Consider the following 22,214-nt stretch of genomic DNA (forward strand, 5'->3'; position numbering starts at 1 on the left):
CCGCGCTACGCTACCTTTAGTCTTCGATTTGCTGGACGTCGGCGGGGTTGTACCAGCCCATGTCTTCTATGGTGCCATTCATTAGGTCTTCGAAGAAGTTGATCATGCCGTCGCGGCCGAATTCGTATTGGTCGAAGATCTCACCATTGCCGTACATGCGGGGGTCTTCCTGCTCGCGGAGAGAAGCGAAGAGTTCCTCTTTCATTGAATCCATGAGCTCCTGGTAGACAGGGCTGTCGGAGAGGTCGTGGATACAGTCCTCGTCTTCGAGCACGTTGTAGAGTTCGTGGGTGCCGCGTTTTCCGACGTTCCACTGCCAGTACATGCGTTTGCTTGGCGTGTAGCGGGCGTCGAGGACTGCGGTTTTTGTCGGACTGGAGTCGATGTTCATGTATCCGGTGAGTGGATGCCCAGCGGGCCAACGATCGGTTTCGAAATTGTGAAGGTAGAGGAACCCGTTTTTGAACATGCCGCGGATCGGGTAACCGGTGTTGCCAGGGCGGCCGATGTCGTGGCGTTCCTTGCCGATGAGCACGTGATCGCGAGTCGGATCGATGCGTCCGGATCGGTCGGAGTAGAAAAGCGGCGTGAGGCTGCGGCCGGTGATTGGCTCCATGCCCTCTGCTTCGCCGTCGATTCCTGCTATTTCGAGGAAGGTGGGGGCGACATCAATGAAGCTGATGTAGTCGTCGATGACACGACCCGGAGCGCTGATGCCTTGGGGCCACATGACGGCGAAGGGCATGTGGTTGGAGTATTCGTACTCTTGGCCTTTGACGCGGGGGAAGGGCATACCGTTGTCGGAGGTCACGATGACAATAGTGTTTTCGAGTTCGCCGCTCTCATCGAGAATGTCGAGGATCTTGCCGAGGTGTTCGTCGAAGTGCTCGATCTCGAATGCGTAGTCGAGCATGTCGTTGCGGACTTCCTCTGTGTCGGGCCAGAAGCGTGGGACTTGTGGGACGTCTTCGAGTTTGAAGCCACCGTACTTTACGCCTGCTCCGTATTCGTATTTTCGATGCGGTTCGTTGCCACCGTACCAGAAGCAGAAGGGTTGGCCCTCCTTGCGGTCGGATAGAAACTTTCGGAAGTTCTCCGCGTAGTCGATGTTGGAGATGTGTTTGGCTGGAGGAGTTAGTTTTATCTGGTTGTATTGGCGGAGCAATACGGAGCGTTTCTTGCCGTTAGGGAGCTCGCCCTGGTCGCCAGGGGACCAGCCTTTGCCGGTATAGCCGACGTGGTAACCGGACTTGCCAAGTGTTTCGTGGTAGGTCTGGTACTTACCGACTGGGTAGTCGACCCAGTGATTGCCGAGCTCTTCGAGTTGCCAGGTGTAGCGACCGGTGAGGAGCGAGGAGCGGGATGGACCGCATTTGGCGTTGGGGGTGTAGGCTCGGGTAAAGAGGAGTCCTTGATCCGCTACGCGATCGAAGCTGGGCGTTTCAAGCCACTCGGCTCCGTAAGCTCCAAAGTGTTTCCAAGAGGCATCATCGGCGATTGCGAAGAGGATGTTGGGGCGTTGTTCGGCGGAGGCGAAAAGTGTGAAAAATGAGGCGAGTAGGAAAAGGCGTTTCATGGCAATTGATCCGGTTGAGTTTCGCGTGACAAGCACGCTCCTACCTTTTTGAGGTGAGGGTGGTGTCTAGGAGTTGGTCGAGCTCTTTGAGTTTTGATTTGTACTCGGGGTTGTGGGCGAGGTTCTTCAGTTCGTCAGGATCGCTGGGGATGTGGTAGAGTTCGACCTTGTTGGGATCTTTGTCGTAGCGAAGGTAGGCCCAAGGGCCGATGCGGATGCCTTCGTTTCCGTGCCAAGTCGTGAGTGAGGGGATGTTGTGCTCGGCGGAAGGATCTTGTATCAGATGTTGAATACTGGCTCCGGCAACGTGCGGCGGTGGAGTGAGTCCTGCCAAGGCGGAAATGGTCGGGTAGAGATCTTGCAGATTGACGGGCGTTGAACAGGGGCCAGCTCCTTGCTGATTTGAGCGTGGGTCGCGGATGGTGAGAACGCAGTTTGCGGCTTCGTCCCAGACCCGGGTTTTGAGGAAGAGGTATTTTTCGCCGAGGTACCAGCCGTGATCGGACCAAAGGATGACGATGGTGTTGTCGGCGTATGGGCTGTTCTCGAGGGCGTCGAGCAGGCGTCCGACACAGCGGTCGGCGAGGGCGACGCTTGCGAGGTAGTGGCGGATCGCATCGCGGTAGGCAATGATATCTCCGTTTTCGATTCCGTACTCCTTACCTTTCTCAAGACCTACGCGTAGAGCATCTCCGAGCGGGCCTTTGAGCGGATCTTGAGGAAGGCCATCGGGTGTATCCGCTAGGTCCTGACGGAAGCGTTCAATGTGCTCGCGTCCGAGGGCGATGTCTTCGATTGGAAAAAGGTCGATTAACTCCTTCGGAGCGAAGAGCGGGAGGTGGGGGCGGAAAATGCCGCAAGCGAGGAAGAAGGGGTGTTCGGGGGTGATACTTGTGGAGCGTTTGCCGACCTGGACTTTTCCGTTCTCAAGGAGTCGGGCGATGAGGTCCGCATTGCCGTAATCTTCCTGTCCTTCGACGGGGCCGAGATCGGCGCCGAAAGTCATTTTACTCTTCTTGTAGTCGTCGGAAGACCATTTGCTTTTCTGGCGTTTACCTTGGTCGACGGGAGCGGGGGCTTTGTTGAACCATTGGGTCCAGGAAATCTCAGCATCAGATTCGAGGTCGTTTCCTGTGTGGAAGATCTTGCCCGTTCCCGCGGTCAGGTAACCTTTGTCTTTCAGGAACTGGGGTAGGGTGATGACGTTGCGCACGAAATCTGGTTTATCCTCGGTGCGGAAGTATCCGTGGCTGTTGGTTGTTTGACCGGATACATGAGGGCGGAGACCGGTCATGAGTGCGGTACGCGAGGGGCGGCAGACAGAGGACGCGCAAAAGGCTCGGTTGAAAGCGACTCCGCTTGTGGCGAGTCGATCCATGTTTGGCGTTAGGATCTTGCGGACTTCGGCTCGCTTTTGGGGATCTGGGTAGATCTCTTGCAGGAAGTTTCCGGGAAGCTCGGACTGATGTCCGAGGATCGGCTTCAAATCATCAATGGCGATGAAAAGGAAATTCGGCCGCTGCTCGCTTTCGGCGAAAAGGGGCGGGAGTGTGAAGTGTGTAGTGTGGAGTGTGAAAAGGAGCGCTAGGGCCAGGAGGCGTTTCATTGTGTTTGGGTAAATTTGACTTCGTCTCTCGACAGGGGATCGATGAGGAAACGTCCGTCGGTAGTGGCGTTTTCGTCAGTGATCGGAGTGCCGTTGATGCTTAGGTTTTCGAATACGAGATTTTTGAATCCGTACTCCTCGTTGAAAGGGATGATGAAGTTCTGATTGTTCGGGTTGCCTGGGAGATCGAGCATCTTGGCGTCGATATTCCGGAAGGTCGCATTGTGAAAACGGTGTCTGTTAGCGGGGCGATTAGGGCCCATGCCATCCATGCGGAGGTCGAAGATGCGGAGCACGGGAGTGTCTACGCGGATGTTTTGGAAGGTGAGGTTAGATTGGATGTTCTCGCCGCCTTTGGAGAGGCGCAGGTTAATGACGCCGTTGTTGGCCGCGTTGCTTTCGGGACGCCACTCGGTTCGTATAACGTCGATTCCGTCGACGTGTATGTTGCTCGCGTCGAGCGAAGACCAACCAAGCTGCAGGCAGGCCCCGTTTTGGAGATTCCAGATAACGCAGTCTTTTATGGATACATTGTTGTCGTAGACTTTTATGGCGTCGTCGTTGGCCATAATGAAGGAGTCCCTCATGGTAGAGCGTTCCCAGGCGACGAAGCCGTCTGCGTTGTAGACCCAGGGGCCAACCGTTTTCACGTTTCGAATCGTGTTATCGTGCCCGAGGAGTCGGACTGCAAAGTAGGGAAAGTCAGAGATAGTGATACCATCGACTACGGTGAAGCCGACGGAGGAAGGGGTCTCAATCATGTGATCTTCCTTGTGTTTCATGTAGAGGCCGGAAAGCAGGCCTCGTCCATCGATGGTGACATGATCGTGGTTGATGTGAAAGGAACCGTAGACGACAGCCCCGCCTTGGATATGTACTCGACGAACGCTCGAGGGAAGAACGACTTCGCCTCCGAGTTGGTAGATGCCTGGCTCGAAGATGAGCTCGGCTACTCCCTCAAGTTGCTTCTGTAGATCGAGGTTGTTTCCTTTTTGGGGGTAAAGAACGTTTGCTGAGGGAGGAGGGAGCCGTGTCGTCGGGCTAAACGGGTTCGCGAAAATGCAGAGGGCATGATCGAATCCATCGTTTCCAATAGTGAGAACGTAGTGACCTTCTCCAGGAATTTGAAAGCGTATCTTGTTTTCGAATACGGATGCTTCAATGTTATGGCGTGCAGGGTAGACGGAAGCTTGTACGCCCTCAGGGATGAGAGTCTTCCCATTCCAACGAACTTCCACAGTCGCGGTTCCTGATAGATCGAAATCAGTCCAAGAGACGGCTCTGCCTTTGACCCATTGGGTGCCGGGCCCCTCGGTGCGGGCGTTGCTCTGGTGGACAAATGGAGAATGGCTCTCTTGGTTTTGAGTGACGGTGACCGTGTAGAGTTCCGATTCGATCAAGCCCGAGCTGAGCGGACCTTTCGCCTTTGGGTAGGTCACGATGCCTGCCTGTAGAGGTGCTCCGAAGCAGAATAAAAAGACGATGAGCGAGGTGAGGTTGAGGGGTAGTTGTGACATGGAGTCTATTCGAGTTGCGTGAGTTAGGCAGGCGAACTCTCGATCGGTGTTTAATCCGATACCTGTTAGTGTTTGGAGTGGTCAACGATCTTGCAAAACCTGCTTACTGAATCGTTAAGGCTTGCAAAATTGAAATTTGAATCAGTTGAGAAACCGTAAAACACAACGTTCGATAGGATGAAGCGAGCTCAGATCGCCTTACCTGGCCCATCTGTAGACTGGGATATGAAGGGGAGTTCTAAGCAGACTTGCCTAAAAATTAAGCTTAAATGCTTTAAAGCTTTCAAAAATGAAATCGAATAAATTTAAAAATCACAAAAAAGATAGCAAAACTATCAATATTGTTTGACGACTACCGAAATTGGAGTGCATATGTAAGCTATGCGAAGTTTGTGCTCTTTCTTCGCGCACCCCGAACCCGATACTCAATAGGTCTTTGCCCTAGGCAGGCCGTAACGATACAACCCCCATGAACGAAAAGACCCTATCCCGAACTATGGGTGAACTGTGTTTTGACACATTGAAAAACCGGCGAATCCCGACTTTCGCCTGTGCTGCAGTAGCAGCTTTGACGGCATCTGTTCCTACTCCTTCCAATGCCCAGGAAGAGGAAGAAGATGACTTGTTTGTCCTATCGCCTTTCGTCGTGCAGGGTGAAGAAGGCAGCTGGTATGCGACGGAGACCCTCGCGGGGTCGCGTATGCGTACTAATTTCGAGGACGTCGCCAACCAGGTTGAAGTACTGACTTTGGACTTCATGGAAGACTACGGCCTGACTTCGGTGGAAGATGCGGCGATCTACTCGCTCAACTTGGAGAATGAGCAGGAGTACGCGTCGAGCGGCGCTGGCAAGCAGGGAAATGAGGGCGATGTGCGTATCCGAGGCATTTCTGCGGGTAGCCGAACTCGTGAGTTCTTTGGAACGTATTTGAAGTCGGACAACTACAATCTCGGCCGCGTCACGCTCGCTTCAGGACCTAATTCGCATCTGTTTGGCACGGGAAGCCCGGCTGGCGTGGTGAACTCTACGCTCAAGCGAGCTGAGTTTAACGATGTGGGCAGCGTCGGTATCCAGTTCGATAGTTGGGGCGGCCGCCGTGTGCAGCTCGACTACAATAAGGTTTTGATCGAAGATAAGTTGGCCGTGCGTGTTGCGGCTCTTAATGGAAAGAAGGCATTCGACGTTAGTCCCTCGTGGGAGAAGAGTGACCGTTATTACCTGACTTTGCAGTACCGCCCCACCAAGCGTACGAGCATTTCAGCCCACTATGAAAACGCGATCATCGAGAGCCGTCGTCCGGCGCGCAATGCTCCTTATGACGAGGCCTCGGTCTGGTTCAGAGCTGGCGATTTAGGTTCAACCGTGTACGGCAACGAGGAGCTTTTTCACAACAACCTCGATTGGATAAATGGTGTAGACCTCAACAACGACGGTGACTTCAATGATGACGGCGAAAGCAGTCCTCGAAACATCCTCGACGAGAACGTATTCGACACCAGTGGAAACAATATCGTGCTGGTGACTGGTAGGAATCCTGGTCCTGTACCTGTCGATAGCTGGTACGGGTCTGTGGACGTCGAGCGCCTGAAGGATTGGCCGGGCGCGGTGGACCCTGTGAATGCGGACATCGACGGAACGACTCTACTAGACGATAGCTTGTATTCACGCGACCTGAATTCGATGTACAACATCGATTGGCAAGGTGACGAGTCTGAGATCCTCAACCTTTTCATCAACCACGAGATCCTCGAAGACCTGCACTTTGAAGCGGCAGCCCAAAAAGAGGACTACGATGACTTTGCGGGTAACCTCATGGGGTTCCGAAGCAGTGTTACGCTGCAGGTCGACCCCAACATGTATTTGCCGGATGGAGTCACTCCCAATCCGAACGCAGGTCAACTCTACTTCCAAGGTTCTCCTGAATTCAATGAAGGGGATCGCAATCGGGAGGAGTGGCGCCTGTCGTTGTCCTACGAGCTCGACTTCGAGAAGAAGGTGGACACCGGCTTTTTCAGTAAGCTCGGAACGCACCGTTTCGCTGCTCTGAAGTCGGAGGCGAAGGCTGAGATCATGAACCAGGAGTACCGCTACTACATCCAGCCAAAGATTGGGCCGGATGGCGTCATGCGAGACCCGACTTTCGCCAGCTATCCCTATGAGGCTTATCCTAATGATCCTCTGGGCCGCCAGTCTCTCTCTGAGCTTGGCGCTGGTTTCACCGCCCAGGCCGGAAACCGCTTCCTTTCGACCCGCTCTTACATCGTAGGGCCGCAAGTGATACCCGATACTCAGTTCATTCCTGGCAATCCCTTCGTATTCGAAGACAGCGACAATGACTTTTGGGAGGTTGACCCCTATCATGCCGGAGTCGGTACCAAGGGTGAGCAATTGATCACTGGCAGAAACGTTGGTGGGACAAAGTCCAAGTTCGAGACCGAGCAATTCATGTATCAGGGCTTCCTTTGGGAGGACCGTATCATTGCGACGTTCGGCTGGCGTACTGACGAGTTGAGCAGTGCTGACGAGCTTGCTCCTTATGTCGAGTGGCGCAATCCAGAGACGGGTGTCGTAGCCGATGCGACTCTCTCAGGTTTCCAGGCTCACCGCAGTCTGTATGGTTATGAGGACTTCGATGGTTCCGATTCTGGCGATACGGAGTACGTTGGTGTCGTTGTACACCCATTCCGAAATTGGAATTGGGAGCTTCCGATGGGGGCGAAGGTTTCGTTCATGTATAGCGATTCGGATACATTTCAACCGAACCGTACCTCCCTCGAGCCAGATGGACTGTTTCAAGAAGGTGAAAAGGGCGAAGGCGAAGACCGAGGTATCCGTCTGAGTCTCTTCGAGGACAAGTTTTCGGTTCGCTTTAACAAGTATGAAGCTACAGCTGGTCCTACGAACTTGAACTTGCCGTTCCGTCGCTTCCGCTTCGCTTTGCGTCCGCTTGCCCGCGACCTATTGCAAGGTCTGGCTTACGACTTGAACTCGTTCGAGGCATTTACCGGACGCTTCCCGGACTGGCCCTTCGTCGGAACCTCTGCTGAACCGACTAAGGTGTATCCGTTCGAGTCTGGCGGCGGTTTCGATGCTATGAACTTCTTCAACTTCGGCGATCCGTATGCCATGTCTGCTGATACGACAGCTGAGGGTGAGGAAATCACTCTCCGTTGGAAGCCGATTGAAAATCTCGACGTACGCTTCACTTGGAACGACCAGCAGGTTGTCCAGTCAAACATCGCCACAAACTGGATACAGTTTGCGGAAGAGATTTATGACATGATGGAGAATACGCGTTTCGTCGAAGGTTACGTTCCCGGCGATAGCCAAGGTCAGTTCCATGACCCTGCAGGTTTCGATATGGACGGTCTCGATCTCGATCCTAACGACGGTCTCGCTCCAGGTATCGACTACTTCACGTGGGACATGATTCCAGACGGAGGTGGCAATGGTCGTTCGAATCCGAATAACGTGGGTAACCCGAACCTGCCTTGGGGACAGAACGATGACAGCATCTATTCCGGACAAGGCCTGAACGGACAGACGGCATGGACGCGCCGCACGATGAAGGAGCAGTTTATGCAAGGTGTGTACAACGGCAATGCGGCGATTCCTGTAATGCAAGCGTACGAAGGTCGTCCAAACGAGTTCGTTCGCCAAAATCGTTGGAATTTGAATGCGATGTATCGTTTCAAGGACGGAAAGTTCAAGGGGTTCAACCTTGGTGCCTCTTATCGCTGGCGTGCAGCGCCGGCCGTCGGATTTGGCGTTCAGGAGGTCAATGGCGTTCTCGTTCCGGATACTTCGATCATCCTTAAGGGCGAAGAGGAGAAGGCTCTCGACCTGACTGTCGGTTACCGCGGCAAGGCGAAGCTTCTTGGCGATCGTTCCTATTCAGTTCGATTCCAAGTGCGGAATGTTTTCGAGGACAATGACTTTGTTCCGAAGCACATCGACTTCTACACGGGAGAGCCGATCAGTTTGGTACGCGTTGATGGTCGTCAATTCGTCGCTTCATTCGACCTCGACCTGTAATTTAGATTTAGATACAGATCCTCACATAGGGTGCCCGTCATGGGCGCCCTTTTTTGTGGCCCATAGTTCTTTTGCTGAGAAAAGACTGCTAGAAAGTTGAAGGGCTTGTTGGGTACCTGTACAGGTTCTCCCTGTCATTTTAGCTCTGCAACTCGATCGGCATCGAAAGGTCTGGATTGATGACCCGCTTTTTTTGGATACGGCGTTACTGCTCAGTTGAGTTTATCGCAGGAAATGCATTCGATATCGGTGAGTTCCGGGGAACCGCCGCGGTTTCCTGATCCAGATGATGTGTAGAGGTTGCAACGAATGATGGCGATACCGGTGCCATGGCGTCCACGGTTTAGAGAAGGGAGGATCTCCCAGTTTTCGTTATCCACGTGATAGGCTTCGACCTCGTTGTGGGCGGTCTTTTGCTCTCCGGTTTCTCCGCCGATTACGATTATTTTGCGGCCGTAGGAAAAGGTCGTGTTGCCAGCTCTTGGAGTTGGGAGATCTTCTTCGAGCGTGCTCCAGCTTTCGCTCGCGAAATCGTAAACGTCTACTGGACCGACTGTGCGGCTGAAGACCTCGTTGGTCTCTCTAGAGGTTTGACGCCCCCCGGCAAGGTAAAGCTTGTTATCTAGAACGGCGGATTGGAAGTGGTCGCGAGCGTGTGGGGCGTCAGGCAATTGGGTCCATTTGCCGCTTTTCGGATCGAAAGAGTCGTGCCACGGGATAAAGCCTCCCATGTGACCTCGCGTTATTCCTGCGCTCAGGTAGATCTTGCCATTGTGGATACTCACGCCAGCCCCGCCGCGAGCGCGTCCTTCTGGTATGGCTGGACCCCAACGCCACGCATCGTTCTCGGGATTGTAGATTAGGATTTTATCTACTGGAGTCTCGTTGGGAAAGCGTCCGGTCATGGCTCCGACGACCCATATTTCTCCCTCGTAGACGACTGGTTGGAAATGGTGAATTTCGATTGGGGACTTGGCGCCTTGTGTCCAAGTCTTGGTCGCTGGATCGTAGATGCTGACCGGATTGACCCGACGACCTCCAACGAGATAGGCCTTGTCGTCTACATCGATGAAGCCAGCTTCGTGGCGGGCGACGGGCTCGCCGTTTGTTTGCAGGGTCTCCCATTCGGCGAAGCAGGAGGGGATGATAACGAGTGAGGCGAGGGCGGTTTTGAAGAGCTTGTTCATGTGGGATCAGGATGGTTGCGTGAATGCACACCTTCCTCAAATCCGTACGAGGTGACAAGCTCTGAGCATTCTGAACAATTAGAATGCCGGTCTGCTTAATGACGGTCTTCGGGTTTACTTCTTGGCGTAGCTGTCTTCGCAGGCGAGTCCTTCTTTCAGGTGTCCAAGCTCAACCTTGAATTTGGTATAGTTCGGCAAGAGTTTGAGAGCCTTTTCCATATGCTTGATGCTCTTCTTTAGGTCGCCAGCGAATAGGGCTTCCTGTGACTTATGGTATTGGAAAAATGGATTTTTCTTAGAGCGTTTGCTTCCGAGCTTAGCGTATTTATCAGCATTTGAGTCGTCGCCGACCTTTGTGTAGTACTGAGAAAGGATGTAGCAAACAGAAGAGGATCGGTCGTCTCGCTTGGCAGCTTCCACCAGAGCTTTTTCTCCGGCTTCCTGGTTGCCGTTTTGGAAATTGTAGAGTCCTAGGTTTTGCCAGGCGATCCCGTTGCTTGAATCGATAGAGATTGCCGTATCGATCAGTTCGCGAGCCTGCTCCTTGTCGTTTTGCGAGAGGGCGATGAGCCCTGAGTTGTTGTAGTAGTGTGAGAACACGCGGGCGTCAGGAATCGGATTGCGGTTACGAGAGGCGACTTCGGCGTATTCTGGCATGCCTTCGATGACGTATTGGCTGCCGCCCACGAAGACGATAGCGTTGATGTGGGAGGTTTCGACGAAGATGTTGCCCATTTTCTCCCAGACAGGAGAGTAGTCGATTTGGTTAAATCGTGCGTCGAGTCCCACTTCTCTAGCCAAGGCTACGAAAAGCATGGCAAAGGAAACGCAATTGCCGCGTCGCTGTTCGAATGCGTCGGATGCGGTTAGTGTCTCTTCAGGGGAGTAGGTGAAGCCCTCTTCGGAAGCATACAGTCCGTCTAGGATTCTCTGCATTTTGACGAGCGGGGGCTGATTGACACTTACATTTTGCTCAATCAGGAATTGCTTCATTGCTGGAGTGAGTTCCAGGCTTGGTTCAGGAATCGAGATAGTGGCTTTTGCTCCTAATGTTGTCGTGAGCGCTATGCAGATTAGGGCGGAGAGTTGGCGAAGCTTCATGGTTTTCTAGGTGTTGCGAGTTGTACGATTAGGATGCGGCCTCGCATAGGGTGACGGAGTCGCGGGCGGGTTTCGTCTAACTGACTACACAGAAAACGCGGAAAGGTTACGTCTGTAGTCGATAAAGTTCTTTCAGGCGTCTCATTGAAGCAGGACTTCTTGGCGTATGAGCTTGCGAAATACATCGCGTGAATTGGCGAATCTCGTTGTGCGGGAAGGCCAATGCCTGTGTCGCTACAAAAAAAGAAGCCGACCGGATGAATCCGGTCGGCTTCTTTAAAGGATCGACAAGCGCGCTCAGGAGTGCAGCACCCCCCGCGAACCTCCTGAGGCGCTTGTCATAGGGGTAGAGTCTATTTGCCGTCGCGCTGAGACCAATTGGCCTTCTTGAACATGTTTAAACCTGGGTCCAAGATCACGTCGCCGTTGTAACCCGGTGGGTGGTTGCGGATGAAGTCGAGGTCGAGCTCAATGCCCCAGCCTGGACCTTCGGGAAGTTGGAAATGGCCGTCTATGACTTCTGGATACGGAGAACCTGCTTCTTTGACAAATTGGTCGGTGAAGTCGTTGAAGTGCTCGAGAATCTTACCATTTCTGAGAGTAAACATGAGCTGCAGAGTCGCAGCCGTGGAAATGATTCCACCCACGTTGTGAGGGGCGACCATCACGTTGTATGTCTCGGCAGTGGACGCGATTTTCTTTGATTCGTACATGCCGCCGCATTGAGTCATGTCTAGCTGGCAGATATCGACGCAGCGAAGTTCGAAGAGCTCGCGGAACTGGTTGGCGGAGTAGAGGCGTTCACCTGTTGCGATCGGGATGATGGTGTGTTGGGCTACCTTTTGTAGGGCCGGTACGTCTTCTGGACGGCAAGGTTCTTCGATCCAGGCTGGCTTGTATTTTTCGATGTCGCGAGCGATCTCGATCGCTTGGTGTGGAGCGAATCGGCCGTGCATCTCGATATGCATGCGAGCCTTGCCTTCGGTGACATCGTTGACCGCTTCGATGATATCGAGGGAGAGCGTGTATTCCTCGCGGGATAGTTCGAGGTTTCCAGCGCCAAATGGGTCGAATTTGAGAGCGGTGTAACCGGCGTCGACAACTTTTTGTGCGGCTTCCTTGAAGAGCTCAGGTGTGCGTGGGCCTTTGTACCAACCGTTCGCGTACGCTGGTACCTTATCGCGGACCTTACCGCCGAGCAGTTTGTAAACGGGTACGTTGGCGAGTTTACCGATGCAGTCCCAGTGGGCCATTTCAATCATGGCAAGGGCTGTCATTTCGACTTCGTGAGCGACTCCGTAGTCGAGGAGAGTGATACGTTCGTAGAGGGCCTCGATGTCATGAACGTCGTGGCCGACGATATGGCGACGAATGTCTTGGAAGTATGCTTGGAGGGTGTGGGTTTTTCCCACCATGCGTGCTTCACCGACACCAGTGGTGCCGTCTTCGAGTTCGATTACGATGTAGCTGAGATTTCGCCAAGGGGTACCGAGGACGAAATTCTTGAAGTCTACGATTTTCATTTTGGATTAGGTTTGATGTAGGCGTTTAGCGGATACGTCGAAGTTTTTGGTAGGCTTCACAAAGTGAATGGGGGCCTCCAACGTTTCCGGGGAAAATGACGAGATCAATCTGGGGGAAGCGAGCGTCGTCTGCAGCACGCCATACCGGCACTCCGGGGACGAGCTGGCCAAGGACGTTAGCCTTTCGGATCTTCAATCCCTCTGTTGCGACGGTGCTCGAGGTGATACCTCCTTTGGCAATAACGAAGCCAGGGCTCTCTCTGAGGCCCTCCACGATTGAGACAAGGGCGTCGGCTACCTTGCCGCCGATGTTTAGATTCTCTTCTTTCGCCTCGGAGAAAACGAGGCCTCGGCTTGTGTAGACCACAACATCGTCGCCAGCATCGAGCGACTGCTCTACTTGATCGAGCAGTTCGGTAACGTATGCTTGAGGGGCATCGGCGGAAAGGAGTGTGTTCACGTCCAGTTCGATGGCCTTCAATTCGTCGAGGGCGAGAAGCGCTTCGAGTTGTTGGCTCGATTTGGGCACGTACGATCCGACGACGATCAATCCTCCGCGATCTTTGCTGTTGGCGATGAACTCAGCTTGAAGTGGCGGTGGAGGACGAATGCCGAGACGAGATGCAACGAATGCGGCTGCAGTACGGTAGAGCACGTTTTTGCCGGACTCTTCAAAACGAAGCACAGCTTCTGCGAATACCTCCATGTCGCGGGTGCTACAGGCGTTTACGATACAAATAGACCCTGTAGGTGCTTGCTCTAGAATTTTGAATACTCCCTCCGGACCTTCCTTGCGAATGGTCTCCAAGGGGATGGTGACGACTTCGGAGGCTTTGGTTTCTCCGTTTGTTTTCTCTTCTACCCAACTTGGGAGATGGGCAGAATTGTATCCAAAAACTTTATCCTGGGCGAACGGTGTATCGTGGCAGGGAATAAGTTTTTCTCCTTCGACAAGATAATGTGTGTCGCCGATGGTGTAGCGTTGTCCGGCTTCAAAGAATGGAGCGAGCACAGTGAGGTCGAAGGGACCTTTGAATTCGCCGATGACGTTCGCTTCCGCTAGAAAGTGCCCGCGAAGTGTGGAGTCGCTTCGACTGACGATAGTGTAATCAGCATCACCAGCTGCCTTTTCTAAATTTGCCAGAATTTCGCGATGCAGATCGATTGTGCCTGATTCCGTGAACGCTCTGGAATTCGTCAGTATATAAAAGCCAGGTTCGGGAGCGGCGAAGGCTTCGGTGAGTGTATCGATATCCCAAGAGGTTACGACCGTGATATCTTCGACCGTCTGTGTGCCAGTCGGATCATCGTCAAGCACGACTACCTTTCGCTTCGAGTCGCGAAGCGTTTGGCGGATCTCGATCAGCGGTTCCTCCGGCCATGCGGCGGGGAGCTTGGCGAGCTCTGTTTCAGCTAGCGGGTAGTCGCTCATTTTCCGGTCAGTTCCCAGATGCAACCATCAGTGGCATTTGCGTCCAGAAAGACAGCCTTTTTGCCCTTGGTTCCTTCATGCGGTTTAGGGGCGGTTGGGACGGGTGATTCTTTCATCGCCTCCTCGACATCGTCTACCTTCAAGCAAACGTGATGCAAACCAGCTCCCCCGTGATCGGCGATCCACTTGTGTAGTGGGTGTCCTTCGACTAGAGGCTCGACGAGCTGGAGGTGGGTGTTGCCGAGGTCGAGATGGGTAAGACGCACTGCGCCGTCATTGACGACTTCCGAATAGAGGACGGGGAAGCCCATAGTATCGCGCCAGGTTTTGAGGGCGGCTTCCGTGTCAGCAACGGCTATGGCAAAGTGGTCGAGTCCTTTATGGTTCATGTGGGGAAAGTGGAGTTGTAGAGTGGCAGTTGAGGAAACGGCAACGACGGAGCGTTGCCCTCCTTTATTGAATCGTTACAACTTGGTTTGTATTGGCGGAATTATAACAAGCTTCGACGAGTTTTATGGTTTTGAGGTAATCTTCTCCGGTGCTCTCGAAGGGCTGGCCAGCGAGCATGCAGTCGGTGAAGTGTCGTTGTAAGTTATAGACGCAGTCGCCGGCAAAATTGATACGTTCGTTTTTGTAATTTATTTTCTCCGGCGCTTCTCCGAGCTTTTTGAGAGTAAGGCTGCCGTCGAAATTGAGCTCGATGTGTCCTTTGCTGCCGTCGACTCGCACAGTGCCAAATGTGTAGCGTGGGTCTTCCGCTTCGCTTTCGTTGTAGCGACTCCCATCAAGAATGGCTGTCCCGCCTGACTCGAAACCGATCACGACCTGACCAGCATCTTCACCCTTAATGTCAGGGTTTCGCTGTTGGAGTCGGGCGTAGACGGATGAAACTTCTCCGCCGAGGTAGCGGAAAGTATCCAGGAAGTGAACACCCGTTTCGTAAATCAGTAGGCGAGGGTAATCGCGGAAGAAAGGTTGGCGGGCCATGTAGGCATCCTTCGGCCAACCATCGCCCATGCGCATGCGAACAGCTATCGAGTAAAGATCGCCTATGGCGCCCGCCTCCATCTGTTTCTTGATTTCGCGATACCAAGGCTGCCAGCGCCAGTTTTCGTGCACGAGGAAGGGGACACCTGCTTCGCGAGCTGTAGTGACGATCTCCTCACTCTCTTCGAGCGTCGGGGCGAGCGGCTTTTGACAAATGATGGCGATGCCCTTCTTAGCCGCGAGTTTGACGACCTCGAGATGTGTCTCAGGCGGGGTGATGATGTCGACGAAGTCAGGCTTCTCGGTGTCGAACATTTCCTCCAGTTGATCCCAGCCGTAGGCCGAAGCGATGCCGAACTTGTCGGCCACGACTTGGGCTTTCTCCTGCGTACGATTGCAGCAGGCGACGATTTCGACCTCAGGGATGCGGGTCCAGGCTTCGTATTGGAACTGGCTAAAGTAGCCAGCTCCAAGGCAAACTCCTTTTAGTTTACTCATGTGCTTAAGCTGAGATTACGTTTTTCGGGTTGGAGAGAATCCAGAATAGGATCGCTACAGCATTCAGTGCTGCCGCCATATAGAAGAAAGCTTCTGGCCCGCCTGTCCAAGCGAGCAGGTATGGGAATGCGAGCGCTACGATCGCCGAGCCAAGGTTACCGGCCATGTTCATTGTTCCGGATATCTTGCCCGCATGTTTGCCGCCGATATCGATACAGAATGACCAGGAAGGGCTGAGGGTCATATCAGCACCAAAGACCGCAATCGTGAGCCATGCGACAGCTCCAACAACGTCGGCTTGGCCAAGGCTCAGGAGAATACCTGCGGAGGCGAGAGTGAATCCGATGATGGCCGGAAGGCGGCGTGACCAGTCCTTATGGCCGGCAGCGTAGAGTTTATCGACCATCCAGCCGGAGAATACGTTACCGGCAGCTCCACCGAGAAGAGGGATCGCTGCGTAGAAACCAGCGGACTCGAAGCTGAGGTCGTATGTATTCTTCACATACGTGAACAACCAAGACAGGCAGAAGAAGAAAGTGAAGTTGGAGCCGAAGTATTGGCCCATCATGAGCCACATGTTCTTGTTTTTGAAATAGCTGATTCCTGCGCCCGCGTCTTCGTCGTCAGTGTTTGCAGATGGGGTAGGCTTGTCGGCTTTGATCAGCTTGAGCTCCTCTTCGGAAATGCTTGGGTGATTTTCTGGCTCGTCGCGGAACCAGAACCACCAGATGCCAGCCCAAACGAAACCGACCAGCATGAGCACCACGAATGTTAACTTCCATCCGATGCCGCTAATGACGAGCGGGAGGATTGGCATCGTTGCAGCTGCACCGAGTCGGGAGGCGGAGAAGTTAATGCCTTTTACGAGCCCGCGTTCTTTAGTGGGTATCCAGGAGTAAACAGCTTTTGCCATACCGGGGAAAGCTCCGGCTTCGCCTGCTCCGAAGAGGAAACGTACGACAAACATGGATACGAAGTTCCACGCTGCGGCAGTCAGACCAGTGAAGATCGACCAAGCGGTTACGACTGTGGCGAGTACAAGACGAGATCCCATCTTGTCGGCCATGGCTCCCGATGGGGCCTGTAAAAGGGCGTAACCAAAGGCGAAGGCGGAGAGGATCCAACCGAACTGAGTGTCGGTCAAACCGAGGTCGGCTACGATTGGTCCTTTGGCGGTGGAGATACAGGTGCGGTCAATGTAGAGGAGCAATGACAGCAAGAAGGTCGCTACGACCAATAGATAACGTTTCGGCATATGGGGGGTGGTTCGGGATATCTTGATACAGGAGAGGCTAGTCGATACGGGCCACGGCTCGCACTGGACAGCCGTCACCTTTTTCTAGCTTCAAGGGAAATGCTTGGAATTGTGCACGATCGGGCAGCTTATCCAAGTTGCAGAGGCCTTCCACTATGGTGATTTGAGCACCGAGTAATGTTTTGTGGATACGAGTGACCTCTGGGAGATTGTTAACGTCAGCAACGGAAGGAGGCTCGACTCCGATCAGCTTCACTTGGTGGTCGATACACCATTGTGCGAGTTCGTCGCTGATCCGGGGAAGCCCGTCGCGCCAGATGCTGGCATCGTCGACATACTTGGCCCATCCGGTGTGCAACAGTAGGCAACCGCCGGGCTCGAACGTTTCTTGGATTTCTCCGAGATCAGCGGGCACCAGAAGCTGCTTGGGTTGCACGTCTTCAATGTGAGCGATCCAGGCGGGACCGCAAAAGAGGTCCAGCGGCATTTGGTCGATCGTGATCGGGTGTGCTCCGAAGTGGATCGGCGCATCACAATGTGTACCGGAATGGGAGTAGAGTTCCCATGTGGCGGCGTTCCAACCGTCGCGTTCGAGCAAGAATTCAGGCCGCACATCGACCCCGCGCATGCCGGGACGAACCGTGTGTGTGAGATCGATTAGTTGGGCCATCTTCTAGCTTTGTTTGAGCGTGCTGATGATTGCGTCGGTAATGGCTTGAGTGGACATGTCTCCACCAAGATCAACCGTGCGATTTGCAGGATCTGCAAGTGTCTTTTCAACAGCAGCGTCTATTTCATCGGCAGCCTTAACGGCGAGCGGATCTCCGAGCCAACGCAGCATCAGCGCTCCGGACAAAATGGTTGCGACTGGGTTGGCAATACCTTTGCCAGCGATTGAAGGGCCGGAACCGTGTGAAGGTTGGAAGAGCGCGTAATCGTCGCCGATATCAGCAGATGGGGCCATGCCCATGCCGCCAACGAGTCCTGCAGCCAGATCTGAAAGGATATCACCGAACATGTTTTCGGTGACCATTACGTCATAGCGGTAAGGATCTTGCACGAGGAAAAGTGACATTGCGTCAACATAGACGCACTCAGTTTCCACTTCTGGGTAGTCTTTCGCGACTTCTTCGAAGACTCGGCGGAAAAATGCCATCGATTGAAGCACGTTCGCCTTGTCTACGAGAGCCAGTTTTTTCCGTCGTGTTATGGCGAGCTCGAAACTGGCGCGGCAAATACGTTCAGCTCCGACCTCTGTGATTTTCATCGTATCCGTTTCGAAATTACGTCCTTCAGGACGAGGGTCGAGACGGTCCGAAAAGAGACCTTCGCAGTTTTCGCGCATGATGACGAAGTCGATCGTCTTGCCTTCGGGGATACGCAGGGGACTGTGCGAATCGTGGTAAAGTTTGATTGGGCGAACGCCTTGATAGAGATCGAGCTTCTCGCGCAGGTCGATTTGCGGGGTCATTTCGACTCCATTCGGCCAACGTACGCTAGGCAGGCCCATAGCGCCTAGGAGAGTGGCGTCGTAGGTCTTAATTGCTTCGAGCGTGCTTTCTGGAAGGGGGTCTCCGCTTTTCAGGTACTCGCCAGCTCCAACTGAAAGTTCGTCGAAGTTTAGCGATAGATCAGGAGTTTTTTCGCAACAGGCATTGAGTACGGCGAGGGTCGCATTCACGACTTCGGGGCCGATACCGTCACCTGGCAGAACAGCGATTTTGTATGAGGGCATGGGGTGGGAGAGTAGCGCTGAGTCTAAAAATCAGCAATGTGCATTTGCTTAATTAAACATAACAAATGCGGCAATGTGTTCTTGATCTTTTTTGCCAGAAATGATGCATAAATAGACTTCCTGAAACTATGCCCACCTCTCGCCCCAGAATCGCCCTCTTAATTGAAACCTCTAATGTTTACGGTCGCGAGCTGCTGCGCGGGATCCATAGTTGGGCGGGGGAGAATGATGCGAATTGGTCCTTCCGATTGGTCGAGCAAGGTCGTGGAGCGGTGATTCCTGACTGGCTTGAAGACTGGGAAGGGGACGGTATTATCGCTCGTGTAGAGGATGAGCGGATCGGACAAGCTCTACAAGCGCTCGGAATTCCGGTGGTGGATGTTAGTGCGGGACTGGAGCAACCGCTGTTCCCTCGTGTGGTGACGAACAGCAAGCGAGCCGTCGAGTTAGCGATCGAGCATTTTCAAGAGTTGGGAATTCAGAACTACGCGTTTTGCGGAGATCGTAATTTCCATTGGTCGCGGGTGCGTGAGAGAATTTTCTATTCAATCTTAGAAGAGCAAGGGAAGCGTCCTTTCGTACGATCTTCTCGTCTTAGCAAGCCGGATACGGAGATTGGTCGTTTGGCAAAATGGCTGCGAGGTTTGCCGCCACGAACCGGGGTTTTGGCCTGCTACGATATTCGCGGTCAAGAAGTCTTGGAAGCCTGTCGAGAGGCTGGTCTGCGAGCTCCTGATGATGTAGCGGTGCTCGGTATTCACAATGATGAGATCTTGTGCGAGTTCTGCGATCCGCCGCTCTCCAGCGTGACACCCAATGCTCGCTTGGCCGGTTACGAGGCGGCCGCTGTATTGGCTACGCTCATGGCAGGCGGCGAGGCAGATCCAGTTAAACGGATCGATCCAGTCGGGATCGCGAAACGACAGTCGACGGATTTGGTGGCGATTGATGACCCAAAGATTTCTGCCGCGCTGACCTTCATTCAAGAGAATGCCTGTAGTGGCATTTCAGTGCAGGATGTGTTGGCTAAGGTGCCGATGGCCAGAACCCAATTGGAACGCCAGTTTCGGAAGTTCTTAGGGCGTACTCCTCGAGAGCAGATCGAGCGTGTGCGCATGGAGAGGGTTAAGGATCTGTTGGTGCGTAGCTCTCTCCCGATCAGCGCCATTGCCGAAAGCGCAGGCTACGAGTATCCAGAATACCTGACGGTTGCCTTCAAAAGGCGTTTTGGCGAGAGCCCCCGAGATTTTCGCGCTCGCGAACAGCGGTGATGGCGAAACTGTCTTGTGCCGCAAAAGTATAGATTAATTGAGCAAATAAACATAGTTAATCGGCTTAACGGCTGCTATTCTGTGACTTACCTCAAGAGGGGCCGGTATGGCTATGTCCGGACCCCAGTGTGCAATGTAAAGAGTTTCCCCTTTTCCCCGAACTAAAACATGAATCAAGACCTAGCGTTTAATCCGAAGCGTCGCCTACGCGTCGCTGCATTTATCCTGAGCTCCTTGGGAGCCAGTTTCTTTGCCGAAGCTAAGACTGATGGAGATGGATCTGTCGAAATCGGCGGAGAGCTTCGTCAATGGCACGCCGTCACTCTAGACTTGGCGGGTCCGCATGCTGCGGAGCGTGACAGAGCTCCTCACCCATTTCTCGATTACAGCTTTTTCGTGACCTTCACTCACGAGTCTGGCGTACCAACGTACACCGTCCCTGGCTATTTTGCGGCTGATGGTGATGCGGCAAACACATCTGCAGATTCTGGCAATGTGTGGCGCGCCCACGTTTCGCCTGATAAAACTGGAAAGTGGTACTACCGTACGCACTTCTCTGCTGGCGACGACGTCGCAGTAGAGCCTTCCAAAGGAAAAGCCTTGGCTCCATTTGACGGAGTTACTGGCAGCTTTGAAGTTGCTGAGTCGAACAAGTCGGGCCGTGATTTCCGTTCTCAAGGTCGCCTTGAGTACGTGAACCAGCGCTACCTGAGATTTGCCGGTGACGGTACTTATTTCTTTAAGGCAGGTCCGGACGCTCCGGAAACCATGCTCGCGTACACTGAGTTCGACAATACAATGACCATGTTGCCGAACAAGGGCCCACTCAAGGAATGGAAGCCTCACCTCGACGACTGGAACGATGGTGATCCTACTTGGGGCGAAGGTCGCGGCAAGGCTCTCATTGGTGCGATGAACTACCTCCATAATGCAGGAGCGAACGTTGTATCCTTCCTTACTTACAATGCGGGAGGCGATGGTGACAATGTTTGGCCATACCGCAGCCGTGACGACAAGTTCGTCTTCGACTGTTCAAAATTGGACCAGTGGGGAACAATCTTCAGCCACGCTCAAAGCCTCGGTATCTTTCTTCACTTCAAGACTCAGGAGAACGAGTCTGATGACAATCGTGCGGGCGCTGCTCGTCGAGATGCTCTGATTCCGGAAGCGATGGATGGCGGTCTACTCGGTCCTGAGCGCAAGCTCTACTATCGCGAACTGGTTGCTCGTTATGGTCACAACCTAGCTCTCAACTGGAACCTCGGGGAGGAGAACACGCAGAGCTATGGGGAAGTGCGAGACATTGCCGCTTACCTCGACGAGATCGATGACTACGATCACCCGATTGTGATTCATACCTTCCCGCAGCATCAGGATAGCGTGTATCCAACGCTTCTTGGAGCGAAGACAGCAATTGTTGGCGCATCTTTGCAGAACGAGTGGAACCAAGCTCACCAACGCACATTGCAGTGGATCAAAGCTTCTGAGCTCGCTGGTAAGCCTTGGGTTTGCCCGAACGACGAGCAAGGTCCTGCAGGACTCGGCGTACCTCCAGATCCTGGATACAAGGACTTCAATGGCACTGCCATCGACAAGCACGGCCACACTTACGATCTGCACGATATCCGTAAGCTGACTCTTTGGGGTAACCTGATGGCAGGTGGTGCTGGCGTAGAGTACTATTTTGGATACAAGCTCCTCGAGAATGACCTCGTCGCTCAGGACTACCGCAGTCGTGACCAGTCTTGGAAGTACGGCCGCATCGCGATCGATTTCTTCCAAGAGAGCGGGCTGCCGTTCCCACTCATGCGTAATGCTGACGCTTTGGTCGGAAATCCAAACAACGTGAATGGCAACTTCTGCTTGGCGGCTGAGAACGAGGCCTACCTCGTCTATCTGCCCGAGGGTGGCAAGGTTGAGCTCGATCTCAGCGATGCGAGCGGCGACTTTAAGGTTGAGTGGTTCAACCCACGTGAAGGCGGAAAGTTCCAGAAGGGATCCGTCAAGAAGGTCAGCGGTGGCAGCAAGGTATCACTCGGCAAGGCTCCGGCCGACGCGAGTGAGGACTGGGCGATCATCGTACGCCGATAGTTTTAAATCATTTGTTTGATATAGGTTGGCGGGCTGCTGGGGAGCAGCCCGCTTTTTTTGTTTTGTGGGTGAAAGGGAGGCTGACTCGCTTTTTAACAGGGATCCGACGGAGTCGGAGCAGGATGGCTTTGGGCCAGCAGGAGCTTGCGGATGGCGGGTCGACGCCCCGCCCTACAGGTAGTGGATGCAGCGTGGTGCGTCGCGAGCGACGACCCTAGAAGGTTTTTCTTATGAATAGGCACGTTCTCATTGGGTGTGAAAGGTAGGGCGGCCTCGCCGCAGGCCGCCGTGGAGACTTGATCCTGCATTGCGCATTGGCGTCAACTTAAGTTCTCCATCTGGGTGACGAGTCTGTCCCATCGCTCCAAAGTGTTGCGTCTTTTGCGCTTTTCGTAGCGG

General features: G+C 53.6%; 15 protein-coding genes. 3 read left to right on the plus strand and 12 right to left on the minus strand.

Annotated features, from left to right (window positions below):
- Positions 1-16: 16 nt before the first annotated feature.
- The 3 genes from JIN87_RS25645 to JIN87_RS25655 are packed head-to-tail and all read right to left on the minus strand — an operon-like array spanning position 17 to position 4,699.
- Positions 17-1,576: a sulfatase family protein gene (locus JIN87_RS25645; protein WP_200359105.1), complete on the minus strand. Its 1,560-nt coding sequence runs from the start codon at positions 1,574-1,576 to the stop codon at positions 17-19.
- Positions 1,577-1,616: 40 nt separating this feature from the next.
- Positions 1,617-3,182 carry a sulfatase gene (locus JIN87_RS25650; RefSeq protein ID WP_200359107.1) on the minus strand — a complete coding sequence of 522 codons (1,566 nt, stop codon included), beginning with the start codon at positions 3,180-3,182 and terminating at the stop codon, positions 1,617-1,619.
- Positions 3,179-4,699, minus strand: coding sequence for a hypothetical protein (locus JIN87_RS25655; protein WP_200359109.1), 1,521 nt, complete (start codon positions 4,697-4,699; stop codon positions 3,179-3,181). Before JIN87_RS25655 ends, JIN87_RS25650 begins: the two co-directional genes overlap by 4 nt.
- Positions 4,700-5,219: 520 nt before the next feature.
- Between JIN87_RS25655 and JIN87_RS25660 the strand changes: the two genes are divergently transcribed.
- Entirely contained in the window at positions 5,220-8,735 is a 3,516-nt protein-coding gene (locus JIN87_RS25660; RefSeq protein ID WP_200359111.1) for a porin family protein, read from the plus strand.
- A gap of 212 nt (positions 8,736-8,947) precedes the next feature.
- Here JIN87_RS25660 and JIN87_RS25665 read toward each other — a convergent pair whose 3' ends face one another.
- The 9 genes from JIN87_RS25665 to JIN87_RS25705 all read right to left on the minus strand — a co-directional run bounded on the left by JIN87_RS25665 (position 8,948) and on the right by JIN87_RS25705 (position 18,453).
- Positions 8,948-9,922, minus strand: coding sequence for a Kelch repeat-containing protein (locus tag JIN87_RS25665; protein ID WP_200359113.1), 975 nt, complete (start codon positions 9,920-9,922; stop codon positions 8,948-8,950).
- Positions 9,923-10,036: 114 nt separating this feature from the next.
- Positions 10,037-11,023, minus strand: a complete 987-nt coding sequence (locus JIN87_RS25670) for a transglutaminase-like domain-containing protein (protein ID WP_200359115.1) — start codon at positions 11,021-11,023, stop codon at positions 10,037-10,039.
- Positions 11,024-11,376: 353 nt separating this feature from the next.
- Positions 11,377-12,546: a mandelate racemase/muconate lactonizing enzyme family protein gene (locus tag JIN87_RS25675; RefSeq protein WP_200359117.1), complete on the minus strand. Its 1,170-nt coding sequence runs from the start codon at positions 12,544-12,546 to the stop codon at positions 11,377-11,379.
- Positions 12,547-12,571: 25 nt separating this feature from the next.
- Positions 12,572-13,978 (minus strand): four-carbon acid sugar kinase family protein, encoded by a 1,407-nt coding sequence (locus JIN87_RS25680; protein ID WP_200359119.1) that lies wholly within the window; start codon positions 13,976-13,978, stop codon positions 12,572-12,574.
- Entirely contained in the window at positions 13,975-14,367 is a 393-nt protein-coding gene (locus tag JIN87_RS25685; protein WP_200359121.1) for a VOC family protein, read from the minus strand. The genes JIN87_RS25680 and JIN87_RS25685 overlap by 4 nt, the downstream gene beginning before the upstream one ends.
- A gap of 64 nt (positions 14,368-14,431) precedes the next feature.
- Positions 14,432-15,463, minus strand: a complete 1,032-nt coding sequence (locus JIN87_RS25690) for a Gfo/Idh/MocA family protein (RefSeq protein WP_200359123.1) — start codon at positions 15,461-15,463, stop codon at positions 14,432-14,434.
- A gap of 4 nt (positions 15,464-15,467) precedes the next feature.
- Complete coding sequence (locus JIN87_RS25695; RefSeq protein ID WP_200359125.1) at positions 15,468-16,718, minus strand: MFS transporter; 1,251 nt, start codon at positions 16,716-16,718, stop codon at positions 15,468-15,470.
- Between the two features lie 37 nt (positions 16,719-16,755).
- The gene (locus JIN87_RS25700) at positions 16,756-17,388 is read right to left on the minus strand and encodes a cyclase family protein (protein ID WP_200359127.1); all 633 of its coding nucleotides are present in this window, start codon (positions 17,386-17,388) and stop codon (positions 16,756-16,758) included.
- Between the two features lie 3 nt (positions 17,389-17,391).
- On the minus strand, positions 17,392-18,453 hold the full coding sequence (locus tag JIN87_RS25705; protein ID WP_200359129.1) for an isocitrate/isopropylmalate dehydrogenase family protein: 1,062 nt from the start codon (positions 18,451-18,453) through the stop codon (positions 17,392-17,394).
- A gap of 128 nt (positions 18,454-18,581) precedes the next feature.
- Here JIN87_RS25705 and JIN87_RS25710 point away from each other — a divergent pair, with 128 nt between their 5' ends.
- Together JIN87_RS25710 and JIN87_RS25715 are read left to right on the plus strand one after the other, a co-directional pair.
- Positions 18,582-19,724 (plus strand): XylR family transcriptional regulator, encoded by a 1,143-nt coding sequence (locus JIN87_RS25710; protein ID WP_200359131.1) that lies wholly within the window; start codon positions 18,582-18,584, stop codon positions 19,722-19,724.
- A 168-nt stretch (positions 19,725-19,892) separates the two neighbouring features.
- Positions 19,893-21,815, plus strand: a complete 1,923-nt coding sequence (locus JIN87_RS25715; protein ID WP_200359133.1) for a DUF5060 domain-containing protein — start codon at positions 19,893-19,895, stop codon at positions 21,813-21,815.
- The last annotated feature ends 399 nt before the right edge of the window (positions 21,816-22,214 follow it).

Origin of the sequence: Pelagicoccus mobilis, from assembly GCF_016595505.1 — a bacterium.
In the GTDB taxonomy this organism is placed as follows: domain Bacteria; phylum Verrucomicrobiota; class Verrucomicrobiia; order Opitutales; family Opitutaceae; genus Pelagicoccus; species Pelagicoccus mobilis.

What these genes read in the sequence shown, in the direction of transcription:
- JIN87_RS25645 (WP_200359105.1), bottom strand. Translation starts at nt 1,576, where the DNA reads ATGAAACGCCTTTTCCTACTCGCCTCATTTTTCACACTTTTCGCCTCC.
- JIN87_RS25650 (WP_200359107.1), bottom strand. Translation starts at nt 3,182, where the DNA reads ATGAAACGCCTCCTGGCCCTAGCGCTCCTTTTCACACTCCACACTACA.
- JIN87_RS25655 (WP_200359109.1), bottom strand. Translation starts at nt 4,699, where the DNA reads ATGTCACAACTACCCCTCAACCTCACCTCGCTCATCGTCTTTTTATTC.
- JIN87_RS25665 (WP_200359113.1), bottom strand. Translation starts at nt 9,922, where the DNA reads ATGAACAAGCTCTTCAAAACCGCCCTCGCCTCACTCGTTATCATCCCC.
- JIN87_RS25670 (WP_200359115.1), bottom strand. Translation starts at nt 11,023, where the DNA reads ATGAAGCTTCGCCAACTCTCCGCCCTAATCTGCATAGCGCTCACGACA.
- JIN87_RS25675 (WP_200359117.1), bottom strand. Translation starts at nt 12,546, where the DNA reads ATGAAAATCGTAGACTTCAAGAATTTCGTCCTCGGTACCCCTTGGCGA.
- JIN87_RS25680 (WP_200359119.1), bottom strand. Translation starts at nt 13,978, where the DNA reads ATGAGCGACTACCCGCTAGCTGAAACAGAGCTCGCCAAGCTCCCCGCC.
- JIN87_RS25685 (WP_200359121.1), bottom strand. Translation starts at nt 14,367, where the DNA reads ATGAACCATAAAGGACTCGACCACTTTGCCATAGCCGTTGCTGACACG.
- JIN87_RS25690 (WP_200359123.1), bottom strand. Translation starts at nt 15,463, where the DNA reads ATGAGTAAACTAAAAGGAGTTTGCCTTGGAGCTGGCTACTTTAGCCAG.
- JIN87_RS25695 (WP_200359125.1), bottom strand. Translation starts at nt 16,718, where the DNA reads ATGCCGAAACGTTATCTATTGGTCGTAGCGACCTTCTTGCTGTCATTG.
- JIN87_RS25700 (WP_200359127.1), bottom strand. Translation starts at nt 17,388, where the DNA reads ATGGCCCAACTAATCGATCTCACACACACGGTTCGTCCCGGCATGCGC.
- JIN87_RS25705 (WP_200359129.1), bottom strand. Translation starts at nt 18,453, where the DNA reads ATGCCCTCATACAAAATCGCTGTTCTGCCAGGTGACGGTATCGGCCCC.
- JIN87_RS25710 (WP_200359131.1), top strand. Translation starts at nt 18,582, where the DNA reads ATGCCCACCTCTCGCCCCAGAATCGCCCTCTTAATTGAAACCTCTAAT.
- JIN87_RS25715 (WP_200359133.1), top strand. Translation starts at nt 19,893, where the DNA reads ATGAATCAAGACCTAGCGTTTAATCCGAAGCGTCGCCTACGCGTCGCT.